At 72.7% G+C, this 14,946-nt stretch carries 13 protein-coding genes; 1 reads left to right on the top strand and 12 read right to left on the bottom strand.

Annotation, left to right across the window (positions count from 1 at the left end; translation table 11 throughout):
* Positions 1-4: 4 nt before the first annotated feature.
* The 11 genes from BMZ82_RS33125 to BMZ82_RS33075 form a co-directional block, all read right to left on the bottom strand.
* A complete protein-coding gene (locus BMZ82_RS33125) occupies positions 5-3,079 on the bottom strand; it encodes a helix-turn-helix transcriptional regulator (protein ID WP_093781104.1) in 3,075 nt (1,024 codons plus the stop codon).
* A gap of 83 nt (positions 3,080-3,162) precedes the next feature.
* Positions 3,163-3,372: a hypothetical protein gene (locus tag BMZ82_RS33120; RefSeq protein WP_093781103.1), complete on the bottom strand. Its 210-nt coding sequence runs from the start codon at positions 3,370-3,372 to the stop codon at positions 3,163-3,165.
* A gap of 205 nt (positions 3,373-3,577) precedes the next feature.
* Complete coding sequence (locus BMZ82_RS33115; RefSeq protein WP_093781102.1) at positions 3,578-4,189, bottom strand: hypothetical protein; 612 nt, start codon at positions 4,187-4,189, stop codon at positions 3,578-3,580.
* 35 nt (positions 4,190-4,224) lie between these two features.
* Positions 4,225-4,800 carry a GNAT family N-acetyltransferase gene (locus BMZ82_RS33110; protein ID WP_093781101.1) on the bottom strand — a complete coding sequence of 192 codons (576 nt, stop codon included), beginning with the start codon at positions 4,798-4,800 and terminating at the stop codon, positions 4,225-4,227.
* Positions 4,778-7,012 (bottom strand): MMPL family transporter, encoded by a 2,235-nt coding sequence (locus BMZ82_RS33105; protein WP_093781100.1) that lies wholly within the window; start codon positions 7,010-7,012, stop codon positions 4,778-4,780. Before BMZ82_RS33105 ends, BMZ82_RS33110 begins: the two co-directional genes overlap by 23 nt.
* A gap of 233 nt (positions 7,013-7,245) precedes the next feature.
* Positions 7,246-7,584 (bottom strand): hypothetical protein, encoded by a 339-nt coding sequence (locus BMZ82_RS33100; protein ID WP_093781099.1) that lies wholly within the window; start codon positions 7,582-7,584, stop codon positions 7,246-7,248.
* 84 nt (positions 7,585-7,668) lie between these two features.
* Positions 7,669-9,186, bottom strand: coding sequence for an Asp-tRNA(Asn)/Glu-tRNA(Gln) amidotransferase subunit GatB (gene gatB, locus BMZ82_RS33095; protein ID WP_093781098.1), 1,518 nt, complete (start codon positions 9,184-9,186; stop codon positions 7,669-7,671).
* 16 nt (positions 9,187-9,202) lie between these two features.
* Complete coding sequence (locus tag BMZ82_RS33090) at positions 9,203-9,442, bottom strand: hypothetical protein (RefSeq protein ID WP_093781097.1); 240 nt, start codon at positions 9,440-9,442, stop codon at positions 9,203-9,205.
* Positions 9,439-10,941 (bottom strand): Asp-tRNA(Asn)/Glu-tRNA(Gln) amidotransferase subunit GatA, encoded by a 1,503-nt coding sequence (gene gatA / locus BMZ82_RS33085; protein WP_093781096.1) that lies wholly within the window; start codon positions 10,939-10,941, stop codon positions 9,439-9,441. The genes BMZ82_RS33090 and gatA overlap by 4 nt, the downstream gene beginning before the upstream one ends.
* 6 nt (positions 10,942-10,947) lie before the next feature.
* On the bottom strand, positions 10,948-11,244 hold the full coding sequence (gatC, locus tag BMZ82_RS33080) for an Asp-tRNA(Asn)/Glu-tRNA(Gln) amidotransferase subunit GatC (protein WP_007384860.1): 297 nt from the start codon (positions 11,242-11,244) through the stop codon (positions 10,948-10,950).
* Between the two features lie 147 nt (positions 11,245-11,391).
* Positions 11,392-11,763, bottom strand: a complete 372-nt coding sequence (locus BMZ82_RS33075) for a DUF4267 domain-containing protein (RefSeq protein ID WP_093781095.1) — start codon at positions 11,761-11,763, stop codon at positions 11,392-11,394.
* Positions 11,764-11,870: 107 nt separating this feature from the next.
* On the opposite strand from BMZ82_RS33075, the gene BMZ82_RS33070 reads away from it, so the two are divergent.
* Positions 11,871-12,455: a TetR/AcrR family transcriptional regulator gene (locus BMZ82_RS33070; protein ID WP_093781094.1), complete on the top strand. Its 585-nt coding sequence runs from the start codon at positions 11,871-11,873 to the stop codon at positions 12,453-12,455.
* Positions 12,456-12,483: 28 nt separating this feature from the next.
* On the opposite strand, the gene BMZ82_RS33065 is transcribed toward BMZ82_RS33070, so the two are convergent.
* Positions 12,484-14,793 (bottom strand): putative bifunctional diguanylate cyclase/phosphodiesterase, encoded by a 2,310-nt coding sequence (locus BMZ82_RS33065; RefSeq protein WP_093781093.1) that lies wholly within the window; start codon positions 14,791-14,793, stop codon positions 12,484-12,486.
* Positions 14,794-14,946: the final 153 nt, after the last annotated feature.

Here is a 14,946-nt window from a genome sequence, read left to right as displayed (position 1 = left end):
GCCATTATCGCGCGGCCACCCGCTCCCCCGCCCCCGGCGGGAACAGGCGCAGCCGATGGGCCAGGGCCGCTGCCTCTCCGCGGCCGGTGACGTCGAGTTTGGACAGGATGTTCGAGACGTGGACGCTGGCCGTCTTCGGGGAGATGAAGAGGGCCTCGGCGATCTGGCGGTTGGTGCGGCCGGCACAGACCAGGCGCAGGACGTCGCGTTCCCGGCTGGTCAGGCCGAGGGAGTCGAGGGGGTCGAGGGGGTCGGTGGAGGGTGTCCGGGCGGTGCCGGAAAGGGGAAGGCGGGCGCGTTGGGCGAGGCGGGTGACGGCGTCGGTGAGAGGGGCCGCGCCGAGGTGGGCGGCGACCGCGTGGGCGAGGCGCAGCAGCTCGGCGGCCCGGTCGCGTTCGTCGTCGGCGCCGCCGGTGGCGAGCAGGGCCTCGGCCAGGCGGTGGCGGGTGCGGGCGAGGTCGTAGGGGCGTTCCAGGCGTTCGAAGGCGGCGACGACCTCGGACCAGTCGTCGGGGTCGGTGCGGCCCTCGGCGCGCAGCAGCTCGGCGCGGACCCAGCGTTCGTGGGCCCGCCAGACGGGGGCGATGGTGGCGAGCTGCCGGGCGGCCGTGCGGAGGCGGCCGAGGAGGTCGGCGCGACCGGGCTCGGCGGCGGGCAGGGCGCGGGCGTCGCCCTCGGCGGAGGCGGCTGCGAGCAGCAGGGGCCAGGCGTAGCGCTGGGTGCCGGGCGGGAAGCCCTGGTCGAGGACGGGGGCGAGGTGGGCGCGGGCGTCCAGCGGGTGGCCCTGGGCGGCGGCGAGTCCGATGGCGAGGCGGGTGAGCGGGAGACGGTGTTGGGGGGCGTGTGCGTGGGAGCCGAAGGAGGCCTGTCCTGCGGCGAGTTGGCGGTCGGCCTCGGTGAGGTCGCCGCGGGCGAGGGCGAGTTCGGCGCGGAGGGTGGCGTGCCAGCCTCGGACCGCCGCGCCCTGGGCCAACCGTCCGACGGCGGTGCAGGCGCGGTCGGCCTCGTCCCAGCGGCCCAGGGAGAGGAGGGACTCGGCGAGGTTGCCCCACACCCAGGCCTCGGCGTCGGGCGGTCCGTGCCGTTTGGCGAAGTCGACGCCCTTCTCCAGGATCGGGACGGCCTCGCTGGAGCGGCCGACCGCCTCCAGTTCGGTGGGGAGGTTGGCGTAGGCGTTCAGCGCCACGGAGGGCAGGTCCTCGGCGAGGGCCTGGTCCCTGACCTGGTGCAGTTCCGCCAGTCCGGCGTCGATGTGGCCGGCCTCGACCTTGAGGACGCCGAGGATCTGGCGGGCGTCGAGCTCGGTCTCGCGGGCGCCGATCATGCGGGCGTACTCCACGGCCCGTTCGGCGGCCTGGTAGGTGTCGGGGCCGGGCAGGTGGACCATGCACCAGTTGGCGACGTGGGTGAGCACCTCGGCGTGCACATGGCTGGGCGGCAGGCCGCGTACCAGGTCCTGGGCGGTGGTCAGTTCCTCGCGGCCGCTGCCCCGGCCCAGGGAGTGCACCAGCCGGGAGCGCTGCACCCAGAACCAGGCGGCGCGCAGCGGGTCGTCCTCGTCGTCCAGCAGGCGCAGCGCGCGCTTGGTGATCTTCAGGGCGCGTTCGCGTTCCCCGCAGTAGCGGCCCGCGACGGCGGCCTCGGCCATGAGGTCGAGGTAGCGCGGCGGGGTGGTGGTGGCCTGGCCGACGGAGCGCAGGGCGGCCCGTACCTCCTCGGGGGCGGCCTCCCACAGCTCCATCGCCCGTTCCAGGAGCCGGAGTTGTTCGCTGTGGGCGCGTCGGGAGCGGGCTTCGACGGAGGCGTCCAGGACGGCGGGGAGGGCCTTGGCCGGGTCGTGGGCGTGGTACCAGTAGCTGGCCAGCCGCATGGCGTGCTCGTCGGCGGGGACGAGTGTCGGGTCGGCCTCCAGGGCCTCGGCGTAGCGGCGGTTGAGGCGGGCGCGTTCGCCGGGGAGCAGGTCGTCGCCGACGGCCTCGCGGACCAGGGAGTGCCGGAAGCGGTAGCCGTCGCCGTCGGGGGTGGCGCGCAGCAGGTTGGCGCCCACGGCGGCGCGCAGGGCCTCGAGGAGATCGTCCTCGGCGAGCCGGGCGACGGCGGCGAGCAGCCGGTACTCGACGGTGGAGCCGCCCTCGGCGACGATCCGGGCGACGGTCTGCGCGCTCTCGGGCAGCGCCTCGACTCGGACGAGCAGCAGGTCGCGCAGGGTGTCGGTGAGACCGGTGCGGCAGCCCTGGTCGGCGGCGACGGCGAGTTCCTCGACGAAGAAGGCGTTGCCGTCGGAGCGTTCGAAGATGGCGTCGACCTGGCCGGGGTCGGGTTCGCGGGCCAGGATGCCGGCGATCTGGCGGCCGGTCTCGGCGCGGGTGAAGCGGGCAAGTTCGAGGCGTCGGACGGTGCGCAGCCGGTCGAGTTCGGCGAGCAGGGGGCGCAGCGGGTGGCGGCGGTGGATGTCGTCGGCGCGGTAGGTGGCGAGGACGACGAGGCGGCCGGTGCGCAGGGTGCGCAGGGTGCGCAGGAGGTAGGAGAGGAGGTGGCGGGTGGAGGCGTCGGCCCAGTGCAGGTCTTCCAGGGCGACGACGAGGGTACGGTCGGCGGCGACGCGTTCCAGGAGGCGGGCGGTGAGGTCGAAGAGGCGGGCGATGCCCTCCTCTTCGGGGCGGCCGGGGCGACCTGGGCCTTGGCCGGGGCCTTGGGCGGGGCCTCGGGCGGGGAGGGTCTCGCCCAGTTCGGGCAGCAGCCGGGCGAGTTCCTCTTCCTGGCCGGTCGCGGCGGCGGACAGTTCGTCCGGAAGGGCGCGGCGCAGGGCGCGCAGGGCGGTGGAGAACGCGGCGAAGGGCAGTCCGTCGGCGCCGATCTCGACGCAGCCGCCGACCGCGACGACGGCGCCCTGCCTGCGGGCGGTGACGGCGAACTCCTCGACGAGCCTGCTCTTGCCGACCCCGGCCTCGCCCCCGATGAGCAGCGCCTGCGGCTCCCCCGCCGTGGCCCGGGAGAGCGCGGCGTTCAGGGTGTCCAGCTCGTCGGCGCGACCGACGAAGACGGGGCTGACGGACCTGGTCTGCACGGGGGCGAGCATCGCACGCGGGGGTGCGGACGGCCCAGTGGATATCGCCGGGATCGGGAGGGGAGGCATGCGGTCGCCCGTCCTCGCCCCGGCCTTCACGACGGCCGGGCGAAGCGGAGCCGACGCAGGCGCGGGGTATGCGGCTCGTTCTCGGCGTCGCCGTCCGACCGCTCGGCGGTGGCGCGTTCGGCGGCATCGCGGCGGGCGGCGCGACCGGTGCGGACGGCCTCACGGGCGAGGCGCTCATGTTCGGCTTGGCGGAGCAGTTCGGCGGAACGGGCCTGCTGGAGCTCGTACGCGTTCATGGTGGATGCCCCCTGGGGAAGACGGGTCTCGCCGGTACCTCTGTCGGTACCGACGCATCCACCTTCGTGTCCCGGCGGGGTCCGCCACATCGGGAGAGTTCCGCATCTTCGGCGACCGGGGGTGCCTTAGACGCAGCCGAGGGGCCTCAGGTCGGCCGTAAGGTGCTTACGGCCGGCTCTAAGACCCCTCGTGACCTGCGGTGACTCAGCCTACGGAGGACATGTCGAGCATGGCGTCGGTGTACTTGAGGACGGCCAGCAGCAGGCCGATGACGCCGAGCGCGATGCCCGCCCAGGAGACCGACTTGATCCAGGACGCCTGCGGGCGGGCGGGACTGCCGAAGGCCGGGCGGGCCAGCACGACGACGCCGGTGACCAGCGCGGCCAGCGCGAACAGGCCGGCCCACATGGCGGTGGTGTGCCAGGCGTCGACATAGACCGCGTCGATCGTCTTGGCGACGCTCTGGGTCGGCGAGCTCTGCACCTGCAACTGGCCGACGATGCCCTGGCGGGCCCCGGCGACGGTGCCGATCCAGCTACCGGTGAGCGACACGAAGCCGAGCACGGCGGCGACGACCGCGCCCGCGCCCTGGCCGACGCCGGTGGAGTCGGCGACGGCGGCGTCCTCGACCGCGTCCTCGTCCTCCTCGGCGACAAGCTCGTCGGAGTCCGTGGCCTCGGAGTCCGTGGCCTCCTCGGTCACCTCGTCCGTGGCGGCGGTCTTGGCGTCGGTCTTGGTGACGTCCACCTTCTCCTCGTCGGTCTTCGCCTCGGTGCCGGGCTCGGCGCCGGCCTCGTCAACAGTCTTGGTTCCCATACCTCGCACCGTACGGACGCTCTCTGAGAGGTCCCTTAATGATCGTTGTGAGCGCCGCGCGCGCGTGCCTCGCGCCACTCCTGGGCCAGCACGGACCACACTTCGAGGTCGTGCCGCACCCCACGATAGGGGTAGGCCTCCCGGCGTACGCCGTCGCGGGTCATCCCCAGCCGCCGGGCGACGTTCAGGCTGGGCGTGTTCCCCGCCGACGCGCACCACTCGACGCGCCGCATCCCGCGCTGGTCGACGGCGAAGTCGATCAGCACCCGGATCGCCCGGGTGACCAGACCGCGCCCGGTGCCGGCGGGTTCCAGCCAGCAGCCGACCTCGCAGTTGCCGTCCGCCGCGTCGAAGTTCAGGAAGAGCACCCCGCCCACCAGCGTGCCGTCCAGCCACAGGCCGTGCAGGGAGCCGGTGTCGGCGGCGCGCATATCCGCGTACCGCTGGAGCACCTCGCGCGCGCCGGTCGCGTCGGTGGCCTTGGCGCCGAAGGGGACGTACTGGTTGATGAACTCCCGGCCGCGCTCCAGGTGGGCGAGGAACTCCTCGGCGTGCCAGGGCTCCAGGGGGCGCAGTTCGGCTCCGTCGTCACCCAGCGATATCGCGTACATCCGCCCGCGGCTCCTTCTCCAGTGCCTGCGTCGGCACCACTGCGGCGAGCCTCTCATGGGCGGCGCGGCACTCGGGCGGTTCGATGCTGATGCGCGGCAGCCGCTTCTCGAGCCAGCGGGGCAGCCACCAGTTGGCGCCGCCGAGGAGATGCATGAGCGCGGGCACCAGCAGCGTGCGCAGGACGAACGCGTCGAGGGCGACGGCGGCGGCGAGCGCGATGCCGAACATGGCGATCACCCGGTCGCCGCTGAGGACGAAGGCGAGGAAGACGGAGATCATGATGACGGCGGCGGAGTTGATCACCCGGCTGGTCTCGGCGAGGCCGACGCGGACGGCGCGCCGGTTGTCGCCGGTCTCGAGCCACTCCTCGTACATCCGGCCGACCAGGAAGACCTGGTAGTCCATGGAGAGGCCGAAGAGGACCGACACCATGATCACGGGGAGGAAGGGCTCGATGGGCCCCGCGCGGCCGAGGCCGAGCAGTTCGCTCCCCCATCCCCACTGGAACACGGCCACGACGATGCCGAACGCGGCGGCGACGGCGGCGACGTTCATCACGGCGGCCTTCAGCGGTATGCCGACGGACCGGAACGCGAGCAGGAGCAGCAGACAGCCCAGGCCGATGACGACGCCGACGAACAGCGGCAGCTTGCCGACGATGACGTCCGCGAAGTCGTCGTAGCCCGCTGTCACGCCCCCCACCTGCACGTCGAGGGAGGTGCCGGCCTCGGCGCGGGGCAGCACCTCGGTGCGCAGCCGGTCGACGAGTTCGCTGGTGCGCTGCGACTGCGGGGCGGACTCCGGTACGACGGTGAGGTACGCGGTGTGGCCGTCGGAGTCGAAGGTCACCGGGGTCACCGACGCCACGCCCTCGGTGGTGCGCAGGGCGGTGTCGAGGTTGTCGAGGGCGAGCCGGTCCTCGGCGCCCTGGACGCCGGTCACCAGGGTCAGCGGGCCGTTGACGCCCGCGCCGAAGCCTTCGGCGAGAAGGTCGTAGGCCTGGCGGGTGGTGGCCGACCGAGGGGCGTTGCCCTGGTCGGAGGTGCCGAGGCGGAGGGAGAAGGTGGGCAGGGCGAGGACGGCGATGACGACGAGGGCGAGCGTGCCGAGCAGCTTGGGGTGGCGCTCGACGAACGCCGACCAGCGGGCGGCGAGCCCGGTCGGCGGCTCCGGCTGCGGCCCGTGGTCGGCGAGCCTGCGGCGTTCGCGGCGGCTGAGGGCGCGCAGGCCGATGCGGGACAGCAGGGCGGGCAGCAGCGTGACGGAGGCGGCGACGGTGAGGACGACGGTGAGGGAGGCGGCGATCGCCACACCGTTGAGGAAGCTCAGGCGCAGGATCAGCATGCCGAGCAGCGCGATGCACACCGTGGCGCCCGCGAAGACGACGGCGCGGCCGGTGGTGGCGACGGCGTTGGTGGCGGCCTCGGCGACCGTGAGGCCGCGTTTCAGGCCGCGCCGGTGCCGGGTGACGATGAACAGGGCGTAGTCGATGCCGACGCCGAGGCCGATGAGCATGCCGAGCATGGGGGCGAAGTCGGCGACGGTCATGGCGTGTCCGAGGAGCGCGATCCCGGCGTACGCGGTGCCGACGCCGACCAGCGCGGTGGCGATGGGCAGCAGCGAGGCGGCGAGCGACCCGAAGGCCAGGAACAGGACGAGCGCGGCGACGACCACTCCGACGACCTCGGCGAGATGCCCGCCGGAGGGCTCGGTGAGCGCGATCGCGCTGCCGCCCAGCTCGACCTGGAGTCCGTCGCTCCGGGCGGCCTCGGCGGTGTCGACGACGGCCTGTGCCTCGGCCTTGTCGATGTCCTCGGCGCGGTCCTCGAAGACGACGGTGGCGTACGCCGTGTGCCCGTCCTTGCTGATGCGGTCGCTGCCCTGGTCGTCGTAGGGGCCGGCGACGGAGGCGACGCCGGGCAGGTCGGCGATCTTCTCCAGTGCGTGGGTCATGGTCTGTTCGACGGCGGCGGCGCGGACGGTGCCGGCGGCGGTGTGCCAGACGACGGTGTCGCTGTCGCCGCCGAGGTCCGGGAAGCCGTCCGTCAGCAGCCGGGTGGCGTGGCCGGACTCGGTGCCGGGGACCTCGTAGTCGTTGGAGTAGGCGGTGCCGGTGACGACGGCGGCGGTGGCGGTGCCCCCGAGGGCGAGGAGCCAGAGCAGGATCGTGGCGAGGCGGTTGCGTACACACCAACGTGCGAGGGCTGCCACGGACGCGCTCCCGGGGGCTGAATTGTGGATCTTTGGCCGGGAACAGTCGTGCGTGAACTGAAAAGCCCGCAAAGAACGTATGAGCGATGCGAGCCCACTCTGACAGGAGTGAAAGATCGTTTGATGCGTTCGTGTGTCTTTTCACAGGAGTGGGAGACAGATCACAGGACAATAACGGCCGCGGTGTCAGGCCACGTCGGGCACGTGTCAACGCCGCGCGCAGGAGGGCGAGGTCAGTCGAGCTGGTCGCCGAACGCCATCACCATCACCCCGACGATCAGCAGCCACAGCGCGCGCCGGGTGCGGCCGCGCGCGCCCAGCAGGGCGGCGCAGGCGCAGACGGCCGCGCCGAGGGCGTAGGCCGCCGGGACCAGGGCCGGGGCGGGGCCGGTGAGGCGCAGGAGGGACGCGGCGAGGCCGGCGAGGGTGAGCAGCGCTCCGGCGCCGGTCGCCGTCCAGCGGGCCCGCCGGGCGTCCTCGGTGCCGTACTCCTCGTCCGGGTCGTCTTCCGGGTCCGCTATGTCGCTTTCTTCTGTGCCGCTGTGGGGTTCGGAGTCGGTTCGTGCACTCATGGCGGGCGAGCGTAGCGCGTCCGGCCCGGAACGCGAGAGGGGTGCACCGATGTCCGGTGCACCCCTGTGGGGATCTCGCGGGCCTCAGCCCTCGCTGACGCCCAGTTTCTCCAGGATGAGTTCCTTGACGCGGGCCGCGTCGGCCTGCCCGCGCGTGGCCTTCATCACTGCGCCGACGAGCGCGCCGGCCGCGGCGAGCTTGCCGCCGCGGATCTTGTCGGCGATGCCCGGGTTGCCGGCGATGGCCTCCTCGACGGCGGTGGTGAGCGCGCCCTCGTCGGAGACGACCTTCAGCCCGCGCTTGACGACGACCTCGTCCGGGGTGCCCTCGCCCGCGAGGACGCCCTCGATGACCTGCCGGGCCAGCTTGTCGTTCAGGTCGCCGGAGTTCACCAGCGCGGTGACCCGGGCGACCTGCTCGGGCGTGATGGCCAGCTCGTCCAGCGAGGTGGCGGACTCGTTGGCGCTGCGCGCCAGTTCGCCCATCCACCACTTGCGGGCGGAGGCCGCGTCCGCGCCGGCGTCGATCGTGGCGACGATCAGGTCCAGCGCGCCGGCGTTGAGGATCGACTGCATGTCGGTGGCGGCGATGCCCCAGTCCGCGAGGAGCCGGTTGCGGCGGGCCAGCGGCAGCTCCGGCAGCCCGGCGCGGATCTCCTCGACCCACGCGCGGGACGGGGCGACCGGCACGAGGTCGGGCTCCGGGAAGTACCGGTAGTCCTCGGCCTCCTCCTTCACGCGGCCCGAGGTCGTCGACCCGGTGTCCTCGTGGAAGTGGCGGGTCTCCTGGATGATCGTGCCGCCCGCGTTCAGCACGGCCGCGTGCCGCTGGATCTCGAAGCGGGCCGCACGCTCCACGGAGCGCAGCGAGTTGACGTTCTTGGTCTCGCTGCGGGTGCCGAACTTCTCGCGGCCGTGCGGGCGCAGCGACAGGTTCACGTCGCAGCGCATCTGGCCCATCTCCATCCGGGCCTCGGAGACGCCGAGCGCCTTGATGAGCTCGCGCAGCTCACGGACGTAGGCCTTCGCCACCTCGGGAGCGCACTCGCCGGCGCCCTCGATCGGCTTGGTGACGATCTCGATGAGCGGGATGCCGGCCCGGTTGTAGTCCAGCAGGGAGTGGGACGCGCCGTGGATACGGCCCGTCGCGCCGCCGACGTGCAGCGACTTGCCGGTGTCCTCCTCCATGTGGGCGCGCTCGATCTCCACGCGGAAGGTCTCGCCGTCCTCCAACTGGACGTCGAGGTAGCCGTTGAAGGCGATCGGCTCGTCGTACTGGGAGGTCTGGAAGTTCTTCGGCATGTCCGGATAGAAGTAGTTCTTCCGGGCGAAGCGGCACCACTCGGCGATCTCGCAGTTCAGCGCGAGACCGATCTTGATCGCCGACTCGATGCCGATCGCGTTGACGACCGGGAGCGCGCCGGGCATGCCGAGGCAGGTGGGGCAGGTCTGCGAGTTGGGCTCGGCGCCCAGCTCGGTCGAACAGCCGCAGAACATCTTGGTCTTGGTGCCGAGTTCGACGTGGACTTCGAGGCCCATGACGGGGTCGTACGTCGCCAGGGCGTCCTCGTACGACACCAACTCGTCGGTCGTGGTGGTCACGGTGAAAACTTCCCTCTCAGCCCAGCAGGACGTCGTCGTCGCCCAGCCGCTTCAGCTCGCGGTACAGGATGGCGAGGCCGGTGACGATCGCGACCGCGGAGACGGTGGCGTCGACCAGCCGCAGGGTGTCCTGCTCGGCCCGGGCCCTCTTGATCTGCTTGGCGACACTCAGCGCGCTGAAGGCGGTGGTGGCCATGGACAGGTACGTGCCGGACCTGGACTTCTTGAAGCCCTTGGCCTTGTTCAGTGCACTCACAGCGACGGTGCCTCCTCGAGGAGCGGGTGACCCCACTTTTCCACGAAGGCGGCCTCGACGGCGGCCCCGACCTTGTACAGCCTGTCGTCCTTCAGCGCCGGGGCGATGATCTGCAGGCCGACCGGGAGGTTGTCCTCCGGGGCGAGACCGCAGGGCAGCGACATGGCGGCGTTGCCCGCCAGGTTGGTCGGGATGGTGCACAGGTCGGCCAGGTACATCGCCATCGGGTCGTCGGCGCGCTCGCCGATCGGGAAGGCGGTGGTCGGCGTCGTGGGCGACACGATCACGTCGACCTGCTCGAAGGCCTTCTCGAAGTCGCGCGTGATGAGCGTGCGGACCTTCTGGGCGGAGCCGTAGTAGGCGTCGTAGTAGCCGCTCGACAGGGCGTACGTGCCGAGGATGATGCGGCGCTTGACCTCGGGGCCGAAGCCCGCCTCCCGGGTGAGGGAGGTGACGTCCTCGGCCGAACGGGTGCCGTCGTCGCCGCTCCGCAGGCCGTAGCGCAGGCCGTCGAAGCGGGCGAGGTTGGACGAGCACTCGGACGGGGCGATCAGGTAGTACGCCGACAGGGCGAGGTCGAAGGACGGGCAGTCCAGCTCGACGATCTCGGCGCCCAGCTCCTTCAGCAGCGCGACGGACTCGTCGAACCGCTGGATGACGCCGGCCTGGTAGCCCTCGCCGCGGAACTGCTTGACGACGCCGACGCGCATGCCCTCGACGCTGCCGTTGCGGGCGGCCTCGACGACCGGCGGGACCGGGGCGTCGATGGACGTGGAGTCCAGCGGGTCGTGCCCGGCGATGACCTCGTGCAGCAGCGCCGCGTCCAGGACCGTACGGGCGCAGGGCCCGCCCTGGTCGAGGGAGGACGAGAAGGCGACCATGCCGTAGCGGGAGACCGCCCCGTACGTCGGCTTCACGCCGACCGTGCCGGTGACGGCGGCCGGCTGGCGGATGGAGCCGCCGGTGTCGGTGCCGATGGCCAGCGGCGCCTGGAAGGAGGCGAGCGCGGCGGAGGAACCGCCGCCGGAGCCGCCGGGGATCTTGGTGAGGTCCCAGGGGTTGCCGGTGGGCCCGTAGGCGCTGTTCTCGGTGGAGGACCCCATGGCGAACTCGTCCATGTTGGTCTTGCCGAGGATGACGACGTCGGCGGCCTTCAGACGCTTGGTGAGGGTGGCGTCGTACGGCGGGATCCACCCCTCCAGCATCTTCGAGCCGACGGTCGTCGGGATGCCCTCGGTGGTGAAGATGTCCTTGAGCGCGAGGGGGACGCCGGCCAGCGGGCCGAGCTTCTCGCCGCGCTCGCGCTTGGCGTCGACGGCGCGCGCCTGGGCGAGCGCGCCCTCGCGGTCGACGTGCAGGAAGGCGTGCACCTTCTCGTCGACGGCCTCGATGCGGGCGAGGTGGGCCTCGGTGACCTGGACGGCCGTGAGTGCGCCGGAGGCGATCCGCGCGGCGGTCTCGGCGGCGGTGAGCTTGATGATGGTGACGTTGTCCGTCATGACTTTCTAGTCCTCCCCCAGGATCTGCGGCACCTTGAAACGCTGCTGCTCCTGGGCCGGGGCGCCGGAGAGCGCCTGCTCGGGGGTGAGCGACGGACGGACCTCGTCCGCCCGCATGACGTTGGTCAGCGGGAGCGGGTGCGAGGTCGGCGGTACGTCTTGGTCGGCGACCTCGCTGACGCGGGCGACCGCGCCGATGATGTCGTCAAGCTGTCCCGCGAAGTGTTCGAGCTCTTCGGGCTTCAGCTCCAGACGCGCCAGCCGGGCGAGGTGGGCGACCTCCTCGCGCGTGATGCCAGGCATGCAGCGTTCCTCTGGGGTGGAGTGAGTGAGTGTGTGGTGTGGGGCCAATCCTAGGGGGCATGGCCGGGTGCCCGTGAAACGGTTTGCCCGGCGGAGGTGCGGCGCGGCCTCGGAGAGGGCGACCGACCGGTTCGGTCGGCGGACCGGTCAGACGGCGAAGAGCAGTCCGGCGCTGACGAGTACGACGACGGCCGTGGCGAAGTGGATTCCGAACGCGACGGCCCTGGTTCCGCCGTGCCGCAGGACGATCACGGTGTCGCCGAGCGGCACGAGCGCCGCGCAGAGCATGAACCAGGCCCCGGCGGTGGCGCCGGCGAAGGCGAGCAGCGCCAGTCCGAGGACGCCGAGGGCGGCGTCCCTGACGCCCTTGATCGCGAGGTAGGCGGCGGCGTCGCCGGTCGGGTCGGCCGGTACGCCGTAGCCGGCGGCGGCGGGGCCGGGCCGGAACAGGAAGCGGGCCCCGATGAACAGGATGAACAGGTCGAGCACGGCGGCCAGGGTGTAGGCGGTGACGGTCACGACGGATCCCTCTCGGTGTGGCTCTCCAGCGCCCCTAGCGGCGCTAGCAGAAATAGCGAAGCTAACAGAGCATCGAAAGAATGGCTAGCGCTGCTAGAATCCGAGGCATGTCGATTCAGACGCGCCGAGAGCGCGAACGAGCGGAGCGCGAGCAACTGATCGTCACGGCGGCTCGTGCACTGGCGGAGGCGGAGGGCTGGGACGCGGTCACCACCCGCCGCCTCGCGGCGGAGATCGAGTACAGCCAGCCCGTCCTGTACAGCCACTTCAAGGGCAAGGACGCGATCATGGCGGCGGTCGCGGTGGAGGGCTTCGCGGAGCTGGGGGCGGAGCTGCGGGCGGCGCGGAGCGGGGCGGCGGACGCGCGCGCGGGGCTGGCGGCGGTCGGCGAGGCGTACACCGCCTTCGCGCGGCGCCGGCCCGCCCTGTACGACGCGATGTTCACGCACACCGTGAACCTCCCGTTCGCCAGTGCGCAGGCCCCGGCCGCCCTGTGGGACGCCTTCGGCGAACTGGTGGCGGCGGTCGCGCCGCTCGCGGCGACGGACGACGAGGCGGGCCTCCTCACGGAGACCTACTGGGCGGGCCTGCACGGCCTGGTGACCCTGATGCGCAGCGGCCGCCTCCCTGAACACGCCCACGACCAACGCCTACGCCTGCTGACCGGCCACTTCGCGGCGGGGGTGGGGTGAGGGGCGAGCTGAACGGGTGGGGTGGTGGTCAGTCGTCGGTGGTGGCTGCCGGGAGGGCCGCCGCGGGGCGTTGCCAGCCTCGGGAGCCGCGGGCGCGCAGCCACGCCGTGGTCTCCTCGGGCGGCATCGCCGCGGCCACCAGCCAGCCCTGGACCGCGTCGCAGCCCAGGTCCCGCAGGCGTTCCCACGTCTCGTCGTCCTCGACGCCCTCGGCGACCACCAGCAGTCCCAGGGAATGCGCGAGGTCGACCGTGCAGCGCACGATCTCCGCGTCCTCGTTGTCGACGGCCAGCCGGGCCACGAAGGAACGGTCGATCTTCAGCTCGCTGACCGGCAGCCGGCGCAGGTGCACCAGGGACGAGTAGCCGGTGCCGAAGTCGTCCAGGGACATCTTCACGCCGTGTCCGGTCAGCCCGTTGAGGGTGGCGGCGGCGCGCTGCGGGTCCTCCAGGAGGACGTGTTCGGTTATCTCCAGTTGGAGCGAGCCCGCCGGAACGCCGTGCCGGGCCAGCCGCGCGGCCACCGATCCGGCGAAGCCCGGCGTGTGGACGTCGCGTGGGGAGACGTTGACCGCGACCGGCACGTACAGCCCCTGGGCCCGCCACCGGGCGACCTGGGCGAGCGCCGTCTCCAGCACGTACTCCGTGAGGTGCGGCATCAGGCCCGACGACTCGGCGATCGCTATGAACTCGTCCGGCGGCACCTTCCCGCGCTCCGGGTGCACCCAGCGGACCAGCGCCTCCAGCCCCGCCACCTGTCCGTCGAAGCGGACCTTCGGCTGGTAGTGCAACTGCACCTCGTGCGCGTCGAGCGCGCGCCGCAGGTCGCCCAGCAGGCCGAGCCGGTCGGGGGTGTTGGAGTCACGCTTGGACTCGTACACCTCGACCGCCGTACGGTCCCGCTTGGCCTGGTACATCGCCACGTCGGCCCGGCGCAGCAGGCCCTCCGCGTCGAGTGCGTGGTCGGGGAAGACGGCGACTCCGGCGCTGGCCTCCAGGACGAGGGTGAGCCCGTCGAGGTCGAGCGGCGAGCTGAGGTCGGAGACCAGCGCGCGGGCGATCCGGGACGCCGAGGTCGTGGAGTCGGCGACCGGGAGTAAGACGGCGAACTCGTCGCCGCCGAGGCGCGCGACCTCCGCCCCGCGCGGCAGGGCGAGCCGCAGCCGCTCGGCTATCTGGAGGAGGAGCCGGTCACCGGCGAGGTGCCCGAGGGTGTCGTTGACCGAACGGAACCGGTCGAGGTCGATCAGCATGAGCGCGGCCCGGGCGCCGATGCGCTCGGCGTCGTCCAGGGCGGTCCAGATGCGTTCCAGGAGCCACTGACGGTTCGGCAGGCCGGTCAGCGGGTCGCGCAGTTGTTCCTCGGCGCGGGCGCGGGCTATCCACAGGGTGGAGTCGAGGGCGATGAGCGGTATCGCGAACAGCGGCAGCAGGATCGGCTTGGCGACGGCGACCACGCAGATCAGCGGGCCGATGCCGAGCAGGGCGACCGCGACCAACCCCTGCCTGACCAGGGCCGTACGGGCGACGGTGGGCAGTCCGCCGGAGCGCGGCGCGTTCAGGTACCAGAGCAGGACGCGGGTGACGGCGAGGTAGGCGACGGCCACCACGACCACCTGGGGGCCGGTGTAGACCGTCCAGGTGTCGGGGGTCCAGGGGCGCTCGACGGACGGCACCCGGCCGCAGGCGGCCAGCAGCAGCGCGCCCGCGCCGATGCCGAGGATGTCCACCGCGCCGTGCAGGACGCCCTGCCGCCAGCGGTGGCGCCGGGCTATGCCGACCAGGACGACGACGGTGAGGCTGACCAGGCCGGCCGGCACCCAGCCGTACAGCAGCAGGACGCCGAGGGTGAGGGCGGCGCCGGAGCCGGTGCCGCCCCACCAGCGGGCGCGGCCGAGCAGCACCAGGTGGCCGACGATGACGCCGGCCAGCAGGGCCAGGGCCCAGCCGGCGGTGCCGGACGGGAAGAGCGCGTGGTCGTCGTCGAAGGCGTGGTAGAGGCCGACGCCTAGGGCGAGAGCGGCCGCCGAGACGACCCCGGCGGGCAGTGCGAGCCAGGACGGGTGCCGGTCGGGGTCGGGTTCGGCGCCGGGCAGCCCGGGGTGTGACGCGGCGACTCCGGGGTAGTTGAGCGTGGGCTGCGGGGCGGTGGGCCACGCGGAAGGGGGTGCGGGGGGCGGCGCGGAGTGCGCCGCCGTAGGGGGCGCGGTGTGGGGTGCGTACGGTTCCGTGGCCGGGTGGTGTCGGGCGGATCGCGCCGTCCACCTCCCCCACCAGACGCCGACGGCCCGGCGTCGGCGCAGCCGTGACTCCGGGGCGGCGCTCTCGGTCGGTTCCATTCCCGTCCCTCTCACAGCCGGCGGTGCCCATTCCCCTGCTCGCCAGGAGCACGGGAATGCCCCGACCGCAGTCGGGCACGGCGGGCGCACATCTCAACAGTAGGCCGCAGAAGGCTTCCACGGGCAGCGGTCGTCGACGGTTGCCCGAATGCG

It is taken from the genome of Streptomyces sp. yr375 (genome assembly GCF_900110755.1).
In the GTDB taxonomy this organism is placed as follows: domain Bacteria; phylum Actinomycetota; class Actinomycetes; order Streptomycetales; family Streptomycetaceae; genus Streptomyces.
Note: the sequence above shows the minus strand (reverse complement) of the source record. Positions and strands in the feature narration are given on the sequence as shown.

What these genes read in the sequence shown, in the direction of transcription:
- BMZ82_RS33115 (WP_093781102.1), bottom strand. Translation starts at nt 4,189, where the DNA reads ATGGGAACCAAGACTGTTGACGAGGCCGGCGCCGAGCCCGGCACCGAG.
- BMZ82_RS33120 (WP_093781103.1), bottom strand. Translation starts at nt 3,372, where the DNA reads ATGAACGCGTACGAGCTCCAGCAGGCCCGTTCCGCCGAACTGCTCCGC.
- gatA (WP_093781096.1), bottom strand. Translation starts at nt 10,941, where the DNA reads ATGACGGACAACGTCACCATCATCAAGCTCACCGCCGCCGAGACCGCC.
- BMZ82_RS33070 (WP_093781094.1), top strand. Translation starts at nt 11,871, where the DNA reads ATGTCGATTCAGACGCGCCGAGAGCGCGAACGAGCGGAGCGCGAGCAA.
- BMZ82_RS33065 (WP_093781093.1), bottom strand. Translation starts at nt 14,793, where the DNA reads ATGGAACCGACCGAGAGCGCCGCCCCGGAGTCACGGCTGCGCCGACGC.
- BMZ82_RS33100 (WP_093781099.1), bottom strand. Translation starts at nt 7,584, where the DNA reads ATGAGTGCACGAACCGACTCCGAACCCCACAGCGGCACAGAAGAAAGC.
- BMZ82_RS33110 (WP_093781101.1), bottom strand. Translation starts at nt 4,800, where the DNA reads ATGTACGCGATATCGCTGGGTGACGACGGAGCCGAACTGCGCCCCCTG.
- gatC (WP_007384860.1), bottom strand. Translation starts at nt 11,244, where the DNA reads ATGCCTGGCATCACGCGCGAGGAGGTCGCCCACCTCGCCCGGCTGGCG.
- BMZ82_RS33125 (WP_093781104.1), bottom strand. Translation starts at nt 3,079, where the DNA reads ATGCTCGCCCCCGTGCAGACCAGGTCCGTCAGCCCCGTCTTCGTCGGT.